At 68.3% G+C, this 19,320-nt stretch carries 16 protein-coding genes; 9 read left to right on the top strand and 7 right to left on the bottom strand.

The window, feature by feature from the left end; translation table 11 throughout:
- Positions 1–145: 145 nt before the first annotated feature.
- The 5 genes from ydcS to ACTWJ5_RS11595 all read left to right on the top strand — a co-directional run bounded on the left by ydcS (position 146) and on the right by ACTWJ5_RS11595 (position 5,872).
- Entirely contained in the window at positions 146–1,285 is a 1,140-nt protein-coding gene (gene ydcS, locus ACTWJ5_RS11615; protein ID WP_253390167.1) for a putative ABC transporter substrate-binding protein YdcS, read from the top strand.
- Between the two features lie 391 nt (positions 1,286–1,676).
- On the top strand, positions 1,677–2,696 hold the full coding sequence (locus tag ACTWJ5_RS11610; protein WP_043318213.1) for an ABC transporter ATP-binding protein: 1,020 nt from the start codon (positions 1,677–1,679) through the stop codon (positions 2,694–2,696).
- Positions 2,693–3,598, top strand: a complete 906-nt coding sequence (locus ACTWJ5_RS11605; RefSeq protein WP_116424043.1) for an ABC transporter permease — start codon at positions 2,693–2,695, stop codon at positions 3,596–3,598. The genes ACTWJ5_RS11610 and ACTWJ5_RS11605 overlap by 4 nt, the downstream gene beginning before the upstream one ends.
- Positions 3,588–4,394: an ABC transporter permease gene (locus ACTWJ5_RS11600; protein WP_009618775.1), complete on the top strand. Its 807-nt coding sequence runs from the start codon at positions 3,588–3,590 to the stop codon at positions 4,392–4,394. Before ACTWJ5_RS11605 ends, ACTWJ5_RS11600 begins: the two co-directional genes overlap by 11 nt.
- A 53-nt stretch (positions 4,395–4,447) precedes the next feature.
- Positions 4,448–5,872 (top strand): gamma-aminobutyraldehyde dehydrogenase, encoded by a 1,425-nt coding sequence (locus ACTWJ5_RS11595; RefSeq protein WP_444438614.1) that lies wholly within the window; start codon positions 4,448–4,450, stop codon positions 5,870–5,872.
- 330 nt (positions 5,873–6,202) lie between these two features.
- Here the strand turns inward: ACTWJ5_RS11595 and ACTWJ5_RS11590 are convergent, their stop codons facing one another.
- The 5 genes from ACTWJ5_RS11590 to ACTWJ5_RS11570 all read right to left on the bottom strand — a co-directional run bounded on the left by ACTWJ5_RS11590 (position 6,203) and on the right by ACTWJ5_RS11570 (position 12,930).
- On the bottom strand, positions 6,203–7,165 hold the full coding sequence (locus ACTWJ5_RS11590) for a PDR/VanB family oxidoreductase (protein ID WP_444438612.1): 963 nt from the start codon (positions 7,163–7,165) through the stop codon (positions 6,203–6,205).
- 62 nt (positions 7,166–7,227) lie between these two features.
- Positions 7,228–8,676: an NAD-dependent succinate-semialdehyde dehydrogenase gene (locus ACTWJ5_RS11585; RefSeq protein ID WP_444438610.1), complete on the bottom strand. Its 1,449-nt coding sequence runs from the start codon at positions 8,674–8,676 to the stop codon at positions 7,228–7,230.
- Positions 8,677–8,728: 52 nt separating this feature from the next.
- On the bottom strand, positions 8,729–9,850 hold the full coding sequence (locus tag ACTWJ5_RS11580; RefSeq protein WP_444438608.1) for an aromatic ring-hydroxylating oxygenase subunit alpha: 1,122 nt from the start codon (positions 9,848–9,850) through the stop codon (positions 8,729–8,731).
- 137 nt (positions 9,851–9,987) lie between these two features.
- Entirely contained in the window at positions 9,988–11,592 is a 1,605-nt protein-coding gene (locus tag ACTWJ5_RS11575) for a BCCT family transporter (RefSeq protein WP_444438606.1), read from the bottom strand.
- Between the two features lie 252 nt (positions 11,593–11,844).
- Positions 11,845–12,930, bottom strand: a complete 1,086-nt coding sequence (locus ACTWJ5_RS11570) for a tartrate dehydrogenase (protein ID WP_058490192.1) — start codon at positions 12,928–12,930, stop codon at positions 11,845–11,847.
- Positions 12,931–13,033: 103 nt separating this feature from the next.
- Between ACTWJ5_RS11570 and ACTWJ5_RS11565 the strand changes: the two genes are divergently transcribed.
- Positions 13,034–13,948, top strand: a complete 915-nt coding sequence (locus ACTWJ5_RS11565) for a LysR substrate-binding domain-containing protein (protein WP_444438604.1) — start codon at positions 13,034–13,036, stop codon at positions 13,946–13,948.
- A 434-nt stretch (positions 13,949–14,382) separates the two neighbouring features.
- On the opposite strand, the gene ung is transcribed toward ACTWJ5_RS11565, so the two are convergent.
- Positions 14,383–15,078, bottom strand: coding sequence for a uracil-DNA glycosylase (ung, locus tag ACTWJ5_RS11560; RefSeq protein WP_444438602.1), 696 nt, complete (start codon positions 15,076–15,078; stop codon positions 14,383–14,385).
- Between the two features lie 71 nt (positions 15,079–15,149).
- Between ung and ACTWJ5_RS11555 the strand changes: the two genes are divergently transcribed.
- Entirely contained in the window at positions 15,150–16,019 is an 870-nt protein-coding gene (locus tag ACTWJ5_RS11555; RefSeq protein WP_444438600.1) for an HDOD domain-containing protein, read from the top strand.
- Positions 16,020–16,022: 3 nt separating this feature from the next.
- Here ACTWJ5_RS11555 and ACTWJ5_RS11550 read toward each other — a convergent pair whose 3' ends face one another.
- Positions 16,023–16,904: an AraC family transcriptional regulator gene (locus ACTWJ5_RS11550; protein WP_116424051.1), complete on the bottom strand. Its 882-nt coding sequence runs from the start codon at positions 16,902–16,904 to the stop codon at positions 16,023–16,025.
- A 141-nt stretch (positions 16,905–17,045) separates the two neighbouring features.
- On the opposite strand from ACTWJ5_RS11550, the gene ACTWJ5_RS11545 reads away from it, so the two are divergent.
- On the top strand, positions 17,046–18,209 hold the full coding sequence (locus tag ACTWJ5_RS11545) for an isobutyryl-CoA dehydrogenase (RefSeq protein ID WP_058070267.1): 1,164 nt from the start codon (positions 17,046–17,048) through the stop codon (positions 18,207–18,209).
- Between the two features lie 287 nt (positions 18,210–18,496).
- A complete protein-coding gene (locus ACTWJ5_RS11540) occupies positions 18,497–19,315 on the top strand; it encodes an enoyl-CoA hydratase (protein ID WP_009618757.1) in 819 nt (272 codons plus the stop codon).
- The last annotated feature ends 5 nt before the right edge of the window (positions 19,316–19,320 follow it).

Genomic DNA, 19,320 nt, shown 5'->3' with positions numbered 1-19,320 from the left:
GGCGAGCCTGCGCTTGTAGCCCCCGCCGGGCGCGGCTAGGCTGCCAGAGATGTCGTTTCGCCATGACACATGCTGTCCGCCCAGGTGCCCCGCCCGCGGTGCGGTACGACCGCAGAGGCTCCGAACCCCCAACAGGAGTCCGACCATGCCTTCCCCGAAACTCGCCCCCCTGGCCTTCGCCGGCGCCTGCGCCCTGGCCAGCGCCGCCCTGCAGGCCGCCCAGAGCGGCGCGCCCGAGGGCGCCCTCGACATCATCGCCTGGCCCGGCTACATCGAGCGCGGCGAGAGCGACAAGAACTACGACTGGGTGACGCCCTTCGAGAAGGAGACCGGCTGCAAGGTCAACGTGAAGACCGCCGCCACCTCCGACGAGATGGTCAGCCTGATGGCCAAGGGCGGCTACGACCTGGTCACCGCCTCGGGCGATGCCTCGCTGCGCCTGGTGTACGGCAAGCGCGTGCAGCCGATCGACGTCAGCCTGATCCCCAACTGGAAGAACGTCGACCCGCGCCTGCAGGACGCGCCCTGGCACACCGTGGACGGCAAACACTACGGCACACCCTACCAGTGGGGCCCGAACGTGCTGATGTACAACACCAAGGTGTTCCCCAAGGCGCCGGACAGCTGGAGCGTGGTGTTCAAGGAACAGCAACTGCCCGACGGCAAGAGCAACAAGGGCCGCGTGCAGGCCTACGACGGGCCCATCTACATCGCCGACGCCGCGATCTACCTCAGGGCCACCGAACCGTCCCTGGGCATCCAGGACCCGTACCAGCTGACCGAGGAACAGTACGCCGCGGTGCTCAAGCTGCTGCGCGCCCAGCACGCGCTGATCCACCGCTACTGGCACGACGCGACCGTGCAGATGAGCGACTTCAAGAACGAGGGCGTGGCCGCCTCCGGCTCCTGGCCCTACCAGGTCAACGCCCTGCAGGGCGAGAAGCAGCCGATCGCCTCGACCATCCCCGCCGAGGGCGTCACCGGCTGGGCCGACACCACCATGCTGCACGTCGACGCCAAGCACCCGAACTGCGCCTACAAGTGGCTGAACTGGTCGCTGGAGCCCAAGGTGCAGGGCGACGTCGCCGCCTGGTTCGGCTCGGTGCCGGCGGTGCCGGCCGGCTGCAAGGGCAGCCAGCTGCTCGGCGCCCAGGGCTGCGCCACCAACGGCTACGACCAGTTCGACCGCATCGCCTTCTGGAAGACGCCGCAGGCGGAGGGCGGGAAGTACGTGCCGTATAGCCGCTGGACGCAGGATTACATCGCGATCATGGGCGGGCGGTAGCGCTCCGGCTTTTCGTAGGAGCGAGCTTGCTCGCGAACGGGGTTTGCCGGTGGCGTCGGCGCCAGGACCAAGAGCGCCCTCTCCCCAGCCCTCTCCCTGAAGGGAGAGGGGGCTTGTCCGTGCCGAGAGAAGGCCTGGCTTCAACCTGAAACCACCGGTGTGTCCGGCTGACTCAAGAGCATCCGCGCACTCCGAACGGTCCCCTCTCCCTTCAGGGAGAGGGTTAGGGAGAGGGGCTCTCGCCTCGCACAGAAACCTGACCTCGATCGCCGGCCCACTCGGGCTCGACCTCGGGTATAACGGCATACAACCGCAAACGGTCGTACGCCCCACGTCGGCCCCTCCCCCATGCACTACCCTGTTAAAGCACACCAGCCACGCGGGTAGCACCATGACCACAGCCGTCCAGTTCACCGAGGTGAGCCGCCACTACGGCGAGGTGAAAGCCGTCGACCGGGTGTCCATCGAAATCCGCGATGGCGAGTTCTTCTCCATGCTCGGCCCCTCCGGCTCGGGCAAGACCACCTGCCTGCGGCTGATCGCCGGGTTCGAGCAGCCCTCCGCCGGCTCCATCCGCATCCACGGCCAGGAGGCCGCCGGGCTGCCGCCCTACGAGCGCGACGTGAACACGGTGTTCCAGGACTACGCGCTGTTCCCGCACATGAACGTGCTGGACAACGTCGCCTACGGCCTCAAGGTCAAGGGCGTGGCCAAGGCCGAGCGCCTCAAGCGCGCCGAAGAGGCGCTGGACATGGTCGCCCTCGCCACCTACGGCAGCCGCAAGCCGGCGCAGCTCTCCGGCGGCCAGCGCCAGCGCGTGGCCCTGGCCCGGGCCCTGGTCAACCGCCCGCGGGTGCTGCTGCTGGACGAACCGCTCGGCGCGCTGGACCTGAAGCTGCGCGAGCAGATGCAGGTGGAACTGAAGAAACTGCAGCGCCAGCTGGGCATCACCTTCATCTTCGTCACCCACGACCAGGGCGAGGCGCTGTCCATGTCCGACCGCGTGGCGGTGTTCAACAAGGGCCGCATCGAACAGGTGGACACCCCGCGCAACCTCTACATGAAGCCGGCCACGCCCTTCGTCGCCGAGTTCGTCGGCACCGCCAACGTGCTGCGCGGCGACCTCGCCCAGCGCCTGCTCGGCGCGGCCGGGGCCTGGTCGCTGCGCCCGGAGCACGTGCGCTTCGGCCAGCCGCGCGAGGGTGAGCTGCAGGTCGCCGGCACCCTGGTGGACGTGCAGTACCTGGGCGCCGCCAGCCGCTACGAAATCGCCCTGGACGCCGGCGGCCGGCTGGTGGCCGCGCTGCCCAACGGCGAGCGCGAGGAGCAGCGCCCGCAGCCCGGCGAGGCGGTCAGCGCCTGCTGGGCGCGCAGCGCGCTGGTGCCGCTGCGCGAGGAACCGCTGCCATGATGCGCACCGTCTCCAGCTTCCTCTACCGGCGCAGCAGCCTCTACCTGCTGATGCTGCTGATCCCGCCGCTGCTGTGGTTCGGGGTGATCTACATCGGCTCGCTGTTCGCCCTGCTCTGGCAGAGCTTCTACACCTTCGACGACTTCACCATGGCGGTGACGCCGCAGCTGACCCTGGCCAACTACGCGGCGCTGTTCAACCCGGCCAACTACGACATCGTCCTGCGCACCCTGGGCATGGCCGTGGCGGTGTCCCTGGCCAGCGCCGTGCTGGCCTTCCCCATCGCCTACTACATGGCGCGCTTCGCCGGGCCCAAGGAAAAGGCCTTCTTCTATATCGCGGTGATGCTGCCGATGTGGGCCAGCTACATCGTCAAGGCCTACGCCTGGACGGTGATCCTGGCCAAGGGCGGCATCCTCTACTGGATCATCGAGAAGCTGCACCTGCTGGGCCTGCTCGACCTGCTGCTGGACGTGCCCGGGGTGGGCGGCAACACCCTGTCCACCTCGCACCTGGGGCGCTTCTGGGTGTTCACCTACATCTGGCTGCCGTTCATGATCCTGCCGATCCAGGCCGCCCTGGAACGCCTGCCGCCGTCGCTGCTGCAGGCCAGCGCCGACCTGGGCGCGCGGCCGCGGCAGACCTTCGCCCAGGTCATCCTGCCGCTGGCCTTCCCCGGCGTGGTGGCCGGCTCCATCTTCACCTTCAGCCTGACCCTGGGCGACTTCATCATCCCGCAGCTGGTGGGCCCCAGCGGGCTGTTCATCGGCACCATGGTCTACGTGCAGCAGGGCTCCATCGGCAACATGCCGCTGGCCGCGGCCTTCACCCTGGTGCCCATCGTGCTGATCGCCGTCTACCTGTCCATCGCCAAGCGGCTGGGGGCCTTCGATGCACTCTGAGCGAGCTTCCTGGGCCTTGCGCCTGGCCGCCTGGGGCGGGCTGGTGTTCCTGCACTTCCCGATCCTGGTGATCCTGCTCTACGCCTTCAACACCGAGGAGTCGGCCTACAGCTTCCCGCTGCAGGGCTTCACCCTGCGCTGGTTCGCCGAGGTGGCCCAGCGCGGCGACGTGCTCGACGCCATCTGGCTGTCGGTGAAGATCGCCTGCGTCGCCACCCTGGTGGCCATGGTCCTCGGCACCCTGGCCGCCGGCGCGCTGTACCGCCGCGACTTCTTCGGCAAGGAAGGCATCTCGCTGATGCTCATCCTGCCCATCGCCCTGCCTGGCATCATCACCGGTATCGCGCTGCTCTCGGCGTTCAAGACCCTCGGCATCGAGCCGGGCTTCCTGACCATCGTCATCGGCCACGCCACCTTCTGCGTGGTGATCGTCTACAACAACGTGATCGCGCGCTTCCGCCGCACCTCGTTCAGCCTCATCGAGGCCTCCATGGACCTGGGCGCCGACGGCTGGCAGACCTTCCGCTACATCGTCCTGCCGAACATCGCCACCGCCCTGCTGGCCGGCGGCATGCTGGCCTTCGCGCTGTCCTTCGACGAGATCATCGTCACCACCTTCACCGCCGGCCACGAGCGCACCCTGCCGCTGTGGCTGCTGAACCAGCTGACGCGCCCGCGCGACGTGCCCATCACCAACGTGGTGGCCATGCTGGTGATGCTGGCGACCATGCTGCCGATCCTCGGCGCCTACTACCTGACCCGCGGCACCAGCGACGTGGCCGGCGGCGGCAAGTGAACCGGCGGCCCGCCGCGGCGGGCATCCAGCCACCGAAGCAGAGGAGCCCCGCAATGCAAAGCAAACTCCTGATCAACGGCCAGTTCGTCGCCGGCGAAGGCGAGAAACTGGACATCCTCAACCCCTCCACCGGCGAGGTGCTGGGCCAGATAGCCGAGGCCAGCGAGGCCCAGGTGGACGCCGCCGTGCGCGCCGCCGACGCCGCCTTCGACGGCTGGTCGCAGACCACCCCGAAGGACCGCGCGCAGCTCCTGCTGCGCCTGGCCGACAAGATCGAGGAACACGCCGCGGAGCTGGCGCGCCTGGAATCGCAGAACTGCGGCAAGCCCTACGCCGCCGCGCTGAACGACGAGATCCCGGCCATCGCCGACGTGTTCCGCTTCTTCGCCGGCGCCTGCCGCTGCCTGCCCGGCTCGGCGGCCGGCGAGTACCTGCCCGGCTTCACCTCGATGATCCGCCGCGACCCGGTGGGGGTGATCGCCTCCATCGCGCCCTGGAACTACCCGCTGATGATGGCCGCCTGGAAGCTCGGCCCGGCCCTGGCCGCCGGCAACTGCGTGGTGCTCAAGCCCTCGGAGCAGACGCCGCTGACCGCCCTGCGCCTGGCCGAGTTCATCGCCGAGCTGTTCCCCGCCGGGGTGGTCAACCTGGTGTTCGGCCGCGGCCCCACGGTGGGCAGCCCGCTGGTCAGCCATGCGCTGGTGCGCATGGTCTCGCTGACCGGCTCGGTGGGCACCGGCAAGCACATCATCCGCAGCGCCGCCGACAGCGTGAAGCGCCTGCACATGGAACTGGGCGGCAAGGCCCCGGTGATCGTCTTCGACGACGCCGACCTGGCCGACGTGGTCGAGGGCATCCGCACCTTCGGCTTCTACAACGCCGGGCAGGACTGCACCGCGGCCTGCCGCATCTACGCCGGCAAGAAGATCTACGACAACTTCGTCGCCGACCTGGCCAGCGCCGTGTCCAGCCTGAAGACCGGCCTGCAGGACGACCCGGCCACCGAACTGGGCCCGCTGATCACCGCCAGCCAGCGCGAGCGCGTCTCCGGCTTCGTCGAACGGGCCAAGGCCAGCCCGCACATCCGCATCGCCACCGGCGGCGCGGCGGTGGCCGGCAACGGCTTCTTCTACCAGCCGACGGTGGTGGCCAACGCCCAGCAGGACGACGAGATCGTGCGCAACGAGGTGTTCGGCCCGGTGGTCTCGGTCACGCCGTTCAGCGACGCCGAGCAGGCCATCCGCTGGGCCAACGACTCCGAGTACGGCCTGGCCAGCTCGGTGTGGACCCGCGACGTCGGCCGCGCCAGCCGGGTGGCGGCGCGCCTGCAGTACGGCTGCACCTGGGTCAATACCCACTTCATGCTGTGCAGCGAAATGCCCCACGGCGGCTTCAAGCAGTCCGGCTACGGCAAGGACCTGTCGCTGTACGGCCTGGAGGACTACACGGTGGCGCGGCACGTGATGATCAAGCATTGAGGCTGGCCGGGCGCGAATAGCCCCTCTCCCCAACCCTCTCCCGCAAGCGGGAGAGGGGGCTGTCCTGAGCGGATGGGAAGTTTGGAGTCATCCTGAAACTCCTTACTATCCTCGTCATTCCCGCGAACGCGGGACGCGGCTCCATCGCGAACAGCGCTTGCGCTGGCCCGAAGGGGAATAACCCAGTGACGGATGTTTGGGTTCGCGAGCAAGCTCGCTCCTACGAAGAGCACCTCGGCGCAGTCGTCAGGACAGGGGCGGGGCCAACCCGTAGGAGCGGGCCCTGCCCGCGATTCGCGCGCAACGCGCGCGCCCACGAGCGCATCGGCGTCAGAGATCGATCACCAGCCGCGCCGTCCGGGCGCGCGATACGCAGAGCATCAGGCTCTGCTGCGAAGCCTTTTCCGCGTCGCTCAGGTACTGGTCGAAATGCTCCGCCTCGCCTTCGAGGATGGCCGTCTCGCAGGTGCCGCAGACGCCCTCGCGGCACAGGCATTCGACCTTGGCCGCCTTCACGTTCTCGATGGCCTGGAGGATGGTCATGCCCTCCTCCACCCGCAGTTCGCGGCCGGAACGGGCCAGCACCACGGTGAAGGCGGCGCCTTCGGCCGGGGCGGCGGCGAACTGTTCCCAGTGCACGCGCTCGTCCGCGATGCCGGCTGCCTTGGCGCCTTCGATCACCGCGTCGATCAGCGGCTTGGGCCCGCACACGTACACATGGGCATCCCCGGCCAGGCCGGCGAACAGCGCCGCCAGGTCGAGCTTGCGCCCCAGGCTGTCGATGTAGAAGCGCACGTGCCCGGCGTGCGGGCCCTGCTCCAGCTCGGCCTGGAACGCGCCGTGCTCCGGGCTGCGGAACGCGTAGTGCAGTTCGTAGGGCGTGTCACCGCCTTCCAGGTCGTGCAGCTGGGCCAGGAACGGGGTGATGCCGATGCCGCCGGCGATCAGCACGTGGCGCCCGGCGCTCGGGTCCAGGGCGAACAGGTTGTTCGGCGTGGAGATGGTCAGCCGGGTGCCGACCTCCACTTGCTGGTGCATGAAGGCCGAGCCGCCCCTGGACTGCTCTTCCAGGCGCACGCCGATCTGGTAGTGGCTGAGGTCGCGCGGGTCGCTCATCAGCGAGTAGGCGTTGCTGAAACTACCCGCCGGGTCCTGCACGATCACATGGCTGCCGCCGCTGAACGCCGGCAGCGCCTGGCCGTCCTCGCGCACCAGGGTGAAACGCTTGATCAGCGGCGTCGCCTGTTCCACCGCGCTGACGCGGACGCTGAACATCTCGTATTTGTTGGCCATCATTCACCTCGACTGCATGGGCGAGCGGCAGGCCCTGCCGCTCGCCGTGACCTCTCCCCCGCTCAGACGGCGAGGCACAGGTACTTGATTTCCAGATAGTCCTCGATGCCGTACTTGGAGCCCTCGCGGCCCAGGCCGGACTGCTTCACCCCGCCGAACGGCGCCACCTCGTTGGAAATCAGCCCGGTGTTGATGCCGACCATGCCGTATTCGAGGCGCTCGGCGACCTTGAACACACGGCCGACGTCGCGGCTGTAGAAGTAGGCGGCCAGGCCGTACTGGGTGGCGTTGGCCAGTTCGATCACCTCGGCATCGCTGGAGAAGCGCACCAGCGCCGCCACCGGGCCGAAGATTTCCTCCTCCAGCAGCGCCATGCCCGGGCGGATGCCGGCCAGCACCGTGGGCTCGAAGAAGCCGCCGCCCAGTTCATGGCTGCGGCCGCCCAGCACCAGTTCGGCGCCCTTGCCGACGGCGTCGTCGATCAGGCTGCGCACCTTGGCCACCGCCTTGTCGCTGATCAGCGGGCCGACCTGGGTGCCCTCGGCGCTGCCATGCCCGACCTTGAGCTCGCGCACGCGCTCGACGAAGCGGGCGGCGAAGCGCTCGTACACCGCGTCGTGCACGTAGAAACGGTTGACGCACACGCAGGTCTGCCCGGCGTTGCGGTACTTGGCGATCAGCGCGCCTTCCACCGCCGCGTCTATGTCGGCGTCGTCGAAGACGATGAAGGGCGCGTTGCCGCCCAGCTCCAGGGAGACTTTCTTGATGGTCTCGGCGCACTGGCCCATCAGCAGGCGGCCCACCGGGGTGGAGCCGGTGAAGGTCAGCTTGCGCACCAGCGGGTGGCCGGTGAGCTGCGCGCCTATGGCCACGGCGTCACCGGTGACGATGTTCAGCAGCCCCGCCGGCAGCCCGGCGCGCTCGGCCAGTTCGGCCAGCGCCAGGGCGCTGAACGGCGTCTCGTTGGCCGGCTTGAGCACCACGCTGCAGCCGGCGGCCAGGGCCGGGGCGACCTTGCGGGTGATCATCGCCGCCGGGAAGTTCCACGGGGTGATGGCCGCGCACACGCCGATGCCCTGCTTGATCACCAGCAGGCGCTTGTCGTTGCTCGGGCTGGGGATGACGTCGCCATAGATGCGCTTGCCTTCCTCGGCGAACCACTCGACGAAGGAGGCGGCGTAGCGGATCTCGCCCAGGGCCTCGTGCAGCGGCTTGCCCTGCTCGAAGGTCATCAGCCGGGCCAGGTCGTCTTCATGTTCCAGCAGCAGCTCGAACCAGCGGCGCAGCACCTGGGCACGCTCCTTGGCGGTCTTCGCGCGCCAGCCTTCCAGGGCCGCGTCGGCGGCCTCGATGGCGCGCACGGTCTCGGCGCCGCCCATCAGCGGCACATGGCCGAGCAGCTCGCCGCTGGCCGGGTCGGTCACCGCGACCGTGCAGCCGTCGTCGGCGTCGCACCAGGCGCCGGCGATGTAGGCCTGCTGGCGGAACAGTTTCGAATCGTTGAGTTTCACGCAAGTCTCTCCAGGCAGCGCCGCCGGCCGCGCGGGCCGGCGGCGCTGGCCATCAGTCGTCCAGGTGGGCGACGGCGATCAGGTTGTGGAAGTGGGCGATGCCGTGCTCGCTGATGCCGCTGCGCTGCTTGTCCACCATGATCCGGCCCTGGCCGCGGTAGCCGCGGGACTTCAGGCCCTTCTGCACGCTTTCCACCAGGCGCAGGTCCTCGGGGCGGAACACGTCGCGGTACCACTCCACCAGCACCTTCTGCTCCTCGGTCAGCTCCTTGTCGAGGAAGTAGATGTCGTAGTGCTGCAGGGTGGTCTCGGCGTCCACCGGGAACTCATAGATCACGGTCATGAAGTTGGCGCCCGGCGGCACGTTGAACATGGTGCACGGCCAGGCCCAGAAGCCGGCGAAGGACGGGTCCTTGACCGATTCATCGACCTTGAACGACTGCTCCGAGGACTTGGCGATGCCGTACTGCAGCGACCAGTTGCCGTGCAGGGTGTGGCCGTACTGGCCGACGTCCACCGAGTCGGCGAAGCTGGGGTGCGCCGGGCCGCAGTGGTAGCACTCCAGGTAGTTGTCGACGATGGACTTCCAGTTGGCCGGGGTGCTGGTGACGAAGCGCGCCGCCAGCTGCAGGTCGTCGATCACCGCGCAGGCCTGGCGCATGCGGTCCTGCAGGCCCGGCAGCTGGTCTTCGACGCTGCCGGCGTCGTTGTCCATGTTGATGAAGATGAAGCCGGCGTATTCCTCCACGCGCAACGGCACCAGGCCGTAGTCGCCCTTGTCGAAGCCCTGCACGGCGTCGCAGTTGCGCACGTGGGTCAGCTCGCCGTCGAGCTTGAAGGTCCAGGCGTGGTACGGGCAGGCGATGACGTTCTTGGCCTTGCCGCTGCCTTCCAGCAGCTGGTGGCCGCGGTGCGGGCAGACGTTGTAGAAGGCGCGTAGCACGCCGTCGCGGCCGCGCACGACGATGATGCTTTCGCCGATCACTTCGCGGGTGATGTAGGCGTTGTTCTCCGCCACTTCGCTGCGGTGTCCCACGCAGATCCAGCTGCGGGCGAAGATGTTTTCCTTCTCATGCTCGTACACCGCCTTGCTGGTGTAGAAGTGCGCGGGGATGGTGAAGGCCTCTTCGTGGTTGGCGCAGAAATCGGCCGGCAGGCGCTGGAAGTCATTCATCGGTTGGTCTCCGGTTTCAGGCACGGGCGTCACCGTGCTTTTTACTTATTGGTTAACGGATATCTGTTGGTTAACAAGCCGAGCAAAAAAATTTGCCGCGAGGTGCCCGCCTCCACCCGGGAGGCGGGCCGTATCGCTTACTGCGCGGGCGCCGCGGCGGCCACCGGCTGCGGCTCGGCGTGAGGCTCCTCGCCGGCCAGGCGGGCGGCCTCTTCCTCGATCAGGTGCGCCGGCATCTTGCCGTAGTCCTGCACCATCCACGTGAGGAAGCCGTAGATCTTCACCAGCAGGATCGCCATGAACGGAATGGCGGTCAGCACCACGGCGGTCTTCATGGTCGACAGCGAGGCCTTGGCGAACAGCATGGCCAGCGGCACCAGGGTCAGGGTCACGCACCAGAACAGGCGGTGGGTCGGCGTCGGGTCGTCGCCTTCCTGCAGGTTGCGGGTGCTGGTGGCGGCCACCGCGTAGGCCGCGGCGTCCATGTGCGAGGCGCAGAACACCGCCATGATGAACAGGTACACGCCGAGGAACAGCTTGCCCGCCGGCAGGGCCGCCAGCAGCGCTTCCACCGCGCTCTCGCCGCCGTGCTCGCTGAGGATCTTCGGCACGTCGATGGCGCCGGTGATGAACTGGTGCATGCTGTAGCTTTCCAGCGCGCCGAAGAAGAACCAGCAGCCGAAGCTACCGCCCATGAGCAGGGCGAACACCACTTCCTTGATCTGCCGGCCGCGCGACACGCGGGTCACGAACATGGCCACGCCGGGCGCGTAGGACACCCACCAGAGCCAGTAGAACACCGTCCAGTTGCGGGTGAAGGCGCCGTCCCCGGCCGGGTCGGTGAACAGGCTCATGTGCACGTAGTTCTGGATCATCAGGCCGACGGCGTTGGCCGTGTTGTTGATGGTGAACTGCGTCGGGCCGACCAGCAGCACCACCGCGGCGAACACCAGCGCGCCGTAGCAGACCATCTTGCTCAGGTGCTGCAGGCCGCCGTCGATACCGATGTAGGAGCTGAGCGAGAAGAGCACGGCGATCACGCCGATGACCATCAGCTGCACCATGAAGGTGTCCGGCGTGCCAACCAGGCCTGAGAGGCCGCGGGTGAGCGTCGAGGCGGTCAGCGCCAGGGACACGGTGAGCGCGCCCATCATGGTCAGCAGGAAGATCAGGTCCACCGCGCGGCCCACCGGGCCGGTGGCCTTGAAGCCGGTGACGGCCTCGACGATGGAGGCCAGGTTCAGGCCGCTCTTCTTGCGCACGTGGAAGTGATAGGCCATGGCCAGCGAGGCCAGGGCGTAGATCGACCAGGCGCTGATGCCCCAGTGGAAGAACGAGTAGCTGACGCTGTACTCCAGCGCCTGGGCCGACTCGGGAACCATGTTCAGGCCGGGGGTCTGGTAGTAGTAGGCCCACTCCATCACACCCCAGTACAGGGTCGAGGAGCCCATGCCGGCGCAGATGAACATGAACACCCAGGTGGCGGTGGAATATTCCGGCTTGCCGCTCCCCAGGCGGATGTGGCCGTACTTGCTGAAGGCCAGGTACAGCACCACCAGGGAGCTGGAGAACACCAGCAGCTGCACGCTGGTGCCGAAGGTGCGGGTGGAAAGTTCGAACAGGGTGTTGGCCAACTGCCCGGACTGCTCCGGGAACGCGGCCAGGCCGACCACGGTGAGCAGCACGGCGACGAGGCTTACGGTAATCAGGAACACATCAATCTTTTTGTTCTTGTGCGACATCAATCGACTCCTGGAGCTATGGAAGTCTCCCCGCCCGCGGGTAGGCAAATCCCGTCTGTGGGTGGGAAGGGTTGTTTCGTTCGGCTGTGCTTGCTTTTCCTTCTGTAAACCTTAAGTTAACCAAAATCCAACGGTTAACATTGTGCCCGCAACGCTTTCTCCCTGCAAGCCTGAAGCGCAGGTCTCATGGGGCTTTCCGGATGATTGGCGGCCCGCTGCGCCTTCCCGTTGCGCAGCGGGCCGCCAGGTAACTCAGCCGGCGACGCGCGCGGCGATGGCCTCGCCCACTTCCTGGGTGGAACGCTGGCCGCCCATGTCGCGGGTCACCTCGCCTTCGGCGATGACCTGCTCGATGGCCGCGAGGATGTCGTCGTGGGCGGCGCGGTAGCGCGCGTCACCCTGGCCGAGGAAGTCCAGCATCAGCGCGCCGGACCAGATCATGGCGATGGGGTTGGCGATGTTCTTGCCGTAGATGTCCGGCGCCGAGCCGTGCACCGGCTCGAACAGCGAGGGGAACTTGCGCTCGGGGTTGAGGTTGGCCGAGGGCGCGATGCCGATGGTGCCGGCACAGGCCGGGCCGAGGTCGGAGAGGATGTCGCCGAACAGGTTGGAGGCCACCACCACGTCGAAGCGCTCGGGCTGCAGCACGAAGCGCGCGCAGAGGATGTCGATGTGCTGCTTGTCCCAGGTGATCTGCGGGTAGTTCGCGGCCATGGCCTCGGTGCGCTCGTCCCAGTAGGGCATGCTCACGGCCATGCCGTTGGACTTGGTGGCCGAGGTCAGGCGCTTGCGCTCGCGGCTCTGGGCCAGGTCGAAGGCGTACTTGAGGATGCGGTCGACGCCGCGGCGGGTGAACACCGATTCCTGCAGCACGAACTCGTTCTCGGTGCCTTCGAACATGCGCCCGCCCAGGGAGGAGTACTCGCCCTCGGTGTTCTCGCGGATCACCACGAAGTCGATGTCGCCGGGCTGCTTGTTCGCCAGCGGGCACGGCACGCCGGGGAACAGGCGCACCGGGCGGATGTTCACGTACTGGTCGAACTCGCGGCGGAACTTCAGCAGCGAGCCCCACAGGGAGATGTGGTCGGGCACCTTGTCCGGCCAGCCGACGGCGCCGAAGTACAGGGCGTCGAAGCCCTGCAGCTGCTGGAACCAGTCGTCGGGCATCATCTTGCCGTGCTGCAGGTAGTAGTCGCAGCTGGCCCACTCGAAGTGCTCGAACTCCAGCGCCAGGCCGTGTTTGGCGGCCGCCGCCTGGACGACGCGCAGGCCTTCGGGGAGGACTTCGTTGCCGATGCCGTCGCCGGCGATGGCGGCGATGCGATAGGTCTTGCTCATGCTGGGCACACTCTTGTGGCTGTAGGGCTTGTCGTGCCGACCATGCTATAAGCGCCATTCGAAAACATAATCCTGCTTTCCATGGATTCTTAAGACACGAATCGTGAACAATCTGCCGAACCTGGAAGACCTCGCCGTCTTCGTCCAGGTCGCCAGGCGCGCGAGCTTCGCCGCCGCCGCCAGCGAGCTGGGCATGTCCACCGCCTTCATCAGCAAGCGCATCCGCCTGCTGGAGCAGAACCTCGGCGTGCGCCTGCTGCACCGCACCACCCGGCGGGTGTCGGTGAGCGAGGACGGCGAACGGGTGTACCACTGGGCGCTGCGCATCCTCGATTCGGTGCAGCGCATGGGCGACGAGGTCTCGGCGCTGCACCGCGAACCCAGCGGCCAGCTGCGCATCGCCAGCAGCCTGGGCCTGGGCCGGCGCTTCGTCGCCCCGGCGCTGTCGGAGCTGGCGGCGCGCTACCCGCAGTTGGACATCCGCCTGGACGTCCACGACCGCCTGGTGGACCTGGTGGCCGAGGGCGTGGACCTGGACATCCGCGTGGGCAACGAGATCGCCGCCAACCTCATCGCCAAGCCCCTGGCGAAGAACCGCCGGGTGCTCTGCGCGGCGCCGGCCTACCTGGAGCGCCGCGGCACGCCGCGCAGCCTGGCCGAGCTGACCAGCCACGACTGCCTGGTGATCAAGGAGCGCGATCACCCCTTCGGCGTCTGGCACCTGGAGGGGCCCAGCGGCGAGGAGAACGTGAAGGTCACCGGTCCGCTGTCATCCAACCACGGCGAAGTGGTGCACCAGTGGTGCCTGGACGGCCGCGGCATCCTCCTGCGCTCCTGGTGGGACGTGCACGACAGCCTGGCCGACGGCCGCCTGGTGCAGGTGCTGCCGGAATACCAGCAGCAGGCGGACATCTGGGCGGTACACGCCTCGCCCCTGGCCAGTTCGGCCAGGGTGCGGGTGGCGGTGGAGTTCTTCCGGCAGTATTTCGCCGAGCGCTATACGCTGCCGGAGAGCTGAGCGGAGAAGGCTGAAGGCTGAAGGCTTTTCGTAGGAGCGAGCTTGCTCGCGAACGGTGTTCACCGCTGGCAGTTGCGGTGATGGGTATCGCTTCGCTCAACACCATCCTACGGGTCTTGTGCTTACCGGAGGGGGTAGGAGCGGACTCCGTCCGCGATTGTGCTCCCCGTCGGCAATGGTGTTTCGGGTTGCCTCCTTACCCTCACCCCAGCCCTCTCCCAGAGGGAGAGGGGGCCGTTCGGCGCGGCCGGGTTGATCGGTTTCAGCCTGATACCGCAACGCAGTAGAACTTTCAGGATGAAGCCTGACTTCCACTCCGCTCAGGACAGCCCCCTCTCCCTTCAGGGCGGGGCGCGCAGCCGAGGGTTGGGGAGAGGGCGCGCGGCCACCCCCAGCACCGAAACACCCGGCATACACCACGCCGCCCCAGCCCCTCAAATATCCGGCAACGCCCAATCGATCGGCGTCTTGCCATTCTGCTCGAGGAACTTGTTGGTCCGGCTGAAATGCCCGTTGCCGAGGAAACCACGGTAAGCCGACAACGGCGACGGATGGGCGGACTTGAGGATCAGGTGCTTGCGCGGGTCGATCAGCTTCTGCTTGCTCTGCGCGTGGGAGCCCCAGAGCAGGAAGACCACGCCGTCGCAGCGCTCGTTGACCACCTCGATCACCCGGTCGGTGAACTGCTGCCAGCCGGCCTGGGCGTGGGAGCCGGCGCGGGCCTGCTCCACCGTCAGCGAGGTGTTGAGCAGCAGCACGCCCTGCTCCGCCCAGTGCTGCAGGTAGCCGTGGTTGGGAATGGGGACGTTCAGGTCGCGCTGCAGCTCCTTGTAGATGTTCTGCAGCGACGGCGGCGCCGGCACCCCCGGCTGCACCGAGAAGCACAGGCCGTGGGCCTGGCCGGGACCGTGGTAGGGGTCCTGGCCGATGATCACCACCTTCACCTTGTCCAGCGGCGTGGAGTCGAGGGCGTTGAAGATCAGCGGGCCCGGCGGGTAGATCACCTTGCCGGCGGCCTTCTCCTTGCGCAGGAATTCGCCCAGCTCGCGCATGTACGGCTTGTCGAACTCCTCGCGCAGGGCACTCTTCCAGCTCTCTTCCAGTTTGATACGATCGTCGGTCTCGGTCATGGGACACCTGATGGAACATGGCCGCCGCACCCTAAGAAAAGCTCCCGCCCCTTGTCAATGCGGCAAAGTCCATGGATCCCTCGGAAAGCTCTCCTGCCATCCCCCCTGCCGACGCCGTGCGCTTCGCGCTGTACAACCGTTTCCTCAAGGGCGAGGCCAAGGTGCCGCAGATGCCCGAGTCGCACCTGCGCGTGCGCCGCCTGCTGGGCGATGCGCGCACTTCGCTGGAGCAGCTGGCGCGGGTGATCAACGCCGACCCGCCGCTGGCCGCCTACCTCATGCAGTTCGCCGAAAGCCCGCTGCTGCGCGGCGCACGCCCCTGCGCCTCGCTGCGCGACGTTTTGGCGCGCCTGGGCACGCGGCGCCTGGGCAACCTGGTGCTGGGCTTCTCCCTGCGCAACCTCTACATCGGCAAGGAACGCATCCTCCAGCAGATGTTCCGCGCGCGCTGGAACGCCGCCCGCGAGCGCGCCGCCTACGGCGCCCTGCTCGCCCAGCACAGCCAGGTGGCCGAGGCCGACGACGCCATCCTCGCCGGCCTGCTGCAGGACGTCGGCAGCCTGCCGCTGCTGGCCGAGCTGGAGCGCTGGCCGCAGTACCCGCGCGATGCCGAGTCGCTGCAGCGCCTGTGCGAGCAGCTGTCCGGCGACATCGGCGTGGTCATCATGACCGTCTGGAAGCTGCCCACCCTGACCATCGAATGCGCCCGCCAGCGCAGCCGCTGGGAGCGCGAGCACGACGGCCCGGCCGACCTCGCCGACCTGGTGCAGGTGGCCGAGCAACTGCGCAATCCGGCCCTGGCCGGCGACGCCCTGGCCGAGCTGCCGGCCTTCCGCCGCCTGGCGCAAGGCTGCCCGGCGCTGCAACAGCCCATCCCGCAGTTGCGCACGCAATTGAACGAAGAAGTGAAGCTCTGGCAGCGCCTGCTCGCCGGCCGCTGAGCCTCAGCCCTGGTGCAGCGCCCGGTAGTGGCTGGGCGCCATCCCCACCACCCGCTTGAACAGCCGCGAAAAGTAATAGGCATCGGCATAGCCGAGCTGCTCGGCCACCTGGCGCACCTCCAGGTGGCCCTGGTCGAGCAGGCGGCAGGCGTGGGTCATCTTCAGCCGGATGAAATCCTGGATCGGCGCCTGGCCGGTCAGCGCGCGGTAGGTCTTGGCGAAGTGGAAGCGCGACAGGCGGAACTGCGCGGCCAGCTCGTCGAGGTTGAGGCTGCTGTCCAGGTGCTCGCGCATCAGCGCCTGCACCGCCTCGATGTCCAGCACCGCGCCGGACTTCAGCCGGGCGCGCACCGGGCGCAGCGCCAGGGAGGTCAGCAGGGCCTGCAGCAGGTGCGCGGCGTGGATGAAGTGCGGCAGGCTCAGGCCCTGGCGGCGCAGCGCCAGCAGCGCGTCGAACTCCCCGCGCAGGCGCGGCTGCACGCCCACCCGCAAGCGTGGCGAGGAGCCCAGCGGGCGCAGGAACTCCTCGGCCAGGGCGCCGTCCAGGTGCACCCAGTAGATCGACCAGGGCCGCCCGGGCGCGGCGCCATAGGCGTGGGCCAGGCCCTTGGGCAGCACCAGCAGGTCGCCGGCCAGCACCTCGAATCGTCCATCCGCGCAGGTCAGCCAGCCCTCCCCCGCGTTGCAGTAGATCAGCAGGTGATCGTCCGGCGCCTGGCGCTCCATGCGGTGCCCGGCGGCGGCCGGGTAATAGCCCAGCGCCAGCGGGTAGCAGGCCTGGCCCAGCGGGTGCCGGGCCAGGGCGCGGCGCAGGCGCGGCGGGGTGATGAAGCGGACGCCCTGCTGCGGCAGGGGCCAGGCCGAGAGAAGCGGGCTGCCGGACATGCGGATGAATACCCTGGGAAGTCGATCCAATGCCAAGATCGTCCATCCCCGAGGCAAGATCGTCAATCCACAGCGGGGCCCGCCTCGCGCTATAACCGTGGCAGGCTGTCCCACTCCACAAGAACAAACCGAGGAAGCTCCATGGAATTCGATCTCAGCGAAGAACAGCGCCTGCTGGTGGAAAGCGCCAAGGCCTTCGCCCGCCACGAACTGGCGCCGCACGCCGCGGACTGGGACCGCGAGCACCACTTCCCGGTCGACGTCATCCGCCGCGCCGCCGAGCAGGGCTACCTCGGCCTCTACATAGCCGAGGACGACGGCGGCCTGGGCCTGTCGCGGCTGTCCGCGTCGCTGATCTTCGAGCAACTGGCCGCCGGCTGCGTGGCCACCACCGCCTACATCACCATCCACAACATGGCCGCCTGGATGCTCGCCAGCTTCGGCGACGCGGCGCTCAAGGCGCAGTGGCTGCCCGGGCTGATCGGCGGCGAGTCGCTGGCCTCCTACTGCCTCACCGAGCCGGACGCCGGCTCCGACGCCGCGCACCTGCGCACCCGCGCCCGCCGCGACGGCGAGGAATACGTGCTGGACGGCGCCAAGACCTTCATCTCCGGCGCAGGCTCCACCGACGTGCTGATCGTCATGGCGCGCACCGGCGCGGACGGCGCCAAGGGCATCTCCTGCTTCCTGGTGCCGGCCAACGCCGAGGGCATCCGCTACGGCCGCAACGAGGACAAGATGGGCTGGAAGGCCCAGCCCACCCGCACCATCACCTTCGAGGGCGTGCGCATCCCGGCAGGCAACCGCATCGGCCCGGAAGGCCAGGGCTTCGTCTACGCCATGAAGGGCCTGGACGGCGGCCGCCTGAACATCGCCAGCTGTTCCCTCGGCGCGGCCCAGGCGGCGCTGGAGCAGTCGCTGCGCTACGTCGAGGAACGCAAGCAGTTCGGCAAGGCCCTGGCCGAGTTCCAGGCCCTGCAGTTCAAGCTCGCCGACATGCTCACCGACCTCACCGCCAGCCGCCAGATGGTGCGCCTGGCCGCCCACAAGCTGGACCACAAGGACGCCGAGGCGACGCTGTACTGCGCCATGGCCAAGCGCTTCGCCACCGACCGCTGCTTCGCCCTGTGCAACGAGGCCCTGCAACTGCACGGCGGCTACGGCTACCTCAACGACTACCCGCTGGAGCGCTGGGTGCGCGACAGCCGCGTGCACCAGATCCTCGAGGGCACCAACGAGATCATGCGGGTGATAGTCGCGCGCCGCCTGCTCGACCAGGGCGGCATGCTCGACCGCCTGCTGTAGCGCCTTTGATCTTCGTAGGAGCGAGCTTGCTCGCGAACCCGTCCCGATCGTTCGCGAGCAAGCTCGCTCCTACGAAAAGCGAAAAGCGGAAAGCACGAAGCCCCGTAGGATGGGTTGAGCGAAGCGATACCCATGCCACGAAAAGCACCGCGCAGAAAGATGGAAAAAACGCCCGCCCAGGCGGTCCAATCCGAACGCAACGGACATGGACGCCCAGGCCCGGGCCCCCTAGAGTCCCCGCATACCCCGGCGCCGGCCCCGGCCCGCGCCCTGCCAAGGAGAACCCCATGAGCACCGCAGTCGAACCCTACAAGCCCGGCCACTTCGACCTGACCCACAAGCTCACCGTGGAGAAGCACGGCCACACCGCGCTGGTCACCATCAACCACCCGCCGGCCAACACCTGGGACCGCGACTCGCTGATCGGCCTGCGCCAGCTCATCGAGCACCTCAACCGCGACGACGACATCTACGCCCTGGTGATCACCGGCCAGGGGCCGAAGTTCTTCTCCGCCGGCGCCGACCTGAACATGTTCGCCGACGGCGACAAGGCCCGCGCCCGCGAAATGGCCCGGCGCTTCGGCGAGGCCTTCGAGGCCCTGCGCGACTTCCGCGGCGTGTCCATCGCCGCGATCAACGGCTACGCCATGGGCGGCGGCCTGGAATGCGCCCTGGCCTGCGACATCCGCATCGCCGAGCGCCACGCGCAGATGGCCCTGCCCGAAGCCGCCGTGGGCCTGCTGCCGTGCGCCGGCGGCACCCAGGCACTGGCCTGGCTGGTCGGCGAAGGCTGGGCCAAGCGCATGATCCTCTGCGGCGAGCGGGTGGACGCCGAGACCGCCCAGCGCATCGGCCTGGTCGAGCAGGTGGTGGACAGCGGCGAGGCCCGCGGCACCGCCCTGCTGCTGGCGGCCAAGGTGGCGCGGCAGAGCCCGGTGGCGGTGCGCACCATCAAGCCGCTGATCCAGGGCGCCCGCGAGCGCGGCCCGAACACCTGGCTGCCGGAGGAGCGCGAGCGCTTCGTCGACCTGTTCGACGCCGACGACACCCGCGAGGGCGTCAACGCCTTCCTGGAGAAACGCGAACCGAACTGGCGCAACAAGTAAGGATG

Origin of the sequence: Pseudomonas sp. A6, from assembly GCF_052367875.1 — a bacterium.
In the GTDB taxonomy this organism is placed as follows: Bacteria; Pseudomonadota; Gammaproteobacteria; order Pseudomonadales; family Pseudomonadaceae; genus Pseudomonas; species Pseudomonas citronellolis.
The sequence above is the reverse complement of the archived record's forward strand: the minus strand, read 5'-3'. Positions and strand labels throughout refer to the sequence as shown.

Excerpts from the sequence above, each read along its gene's own strand:
- ydcS (WP_253390167.1), top strand. The coding sequence starts at position 146 with ATGCCTTCCCCGAAACTCGCCCCCCTGGCCTTCGCCGGCGCCTGCGCC.
- ACTWJ5_RS11610 (WP_043318213.1), top strand. The coding sequence starts at position 1,677 with ATGACCACAGCCGTCCAGTTCACCGAGGTGAGCCGCCACTACGGCGAG.
- ACTWJ5_RS11605 (WP_116424043.1), top strand. The coding sequence starts at position 2,693 with ATGATGCGCACCGTCTCCAGCTTCCTCTACCGGCGCAGCAGCCTCTAC.
- ACTWJ5_RS11600 (WP_009618775.1), top strand. The coding sequence starts at position 3,588 with ATGCACTCTGAGCGAGCTTCCTGGGCCTTGCGCCTGGCCGCCTGGGGC.
- ACTWJ5_RS11595 (WP_444438614.1), top strand. The coding sequence starts at position 4,448 with ATGCAAAGCAAACTCCTGATCAACGGCCAGTTCGTCGCCGGCGAAGGC.
- ACTWJ5_RS11590 (WP_444438612.1), bottom strand. The coding sequence starts at position 7,165 with ATGGCCAACAAATACGAGATGTTCAGCGTCCGCGTCAGCGCGGTGGAA.
- ACTWJ5_RS11580 (WP_444438608.1), bottom strand. The coding sequence starts at position 9,850 with ATGAATGACTTCCAGCGCCTGCCGGCCGATTTCTGCGCCAACCACGAA.
- ACTWJ5_RS11575 (WP_444438606.1), bottom strand. The coding sequence starts at position 11,592 with ATGTCGCACAAGAACAAAAAGATTGATGTGTTCCTGATTACCGTAAGC.
- ACTWJ5_RS11570 (WP_058490192.1), bottom strand. The coding sequence starts at position 12,930 with ATGAGCAAGACCTATCGCATCGCCGCCATCGCCGGCGACGGCATCGGC.
- ung (WP_444438602.1), bottom strand. The coding sequence starts at position 15,078 with ATGACCGAGACCGACGATCGTATCAAACTGGAAGAGAGCTGGAAGAGT.
- ACTWJ5_RS11555 (WP_444438600.1), top strand. The coding sequence starts at position 15,150 with ATGGATCCCTCGGAAAGCTCTCCTGCCATCCCCCCTGCCGACGCCGTG.
- ACTWJ5_RS11550 (WP_116424051.1), bottom strand. The coding sequence starts at position 16,904 with ATGTCCGGCAGCCCGCTTCTCTCGGCCTGGCCCCTGCCGCAGCAGGGC.
- ACTWJ5_RS11545 (WP_058070267.1), top strand. The coding sequence starts at position 17,046 with ATGGAATTCGATCTCAGCGAAGAACAGCGCCTGCTGGTGGAAAGCGCC.
- ACTWJ5_RS11540 (WP_009618757.1), top strand. The coding sequence starts at position 18,497 with ATGAGCACCGCAGTCGAACCCTACAAGCCCGGCCACTTCGACCTGACC.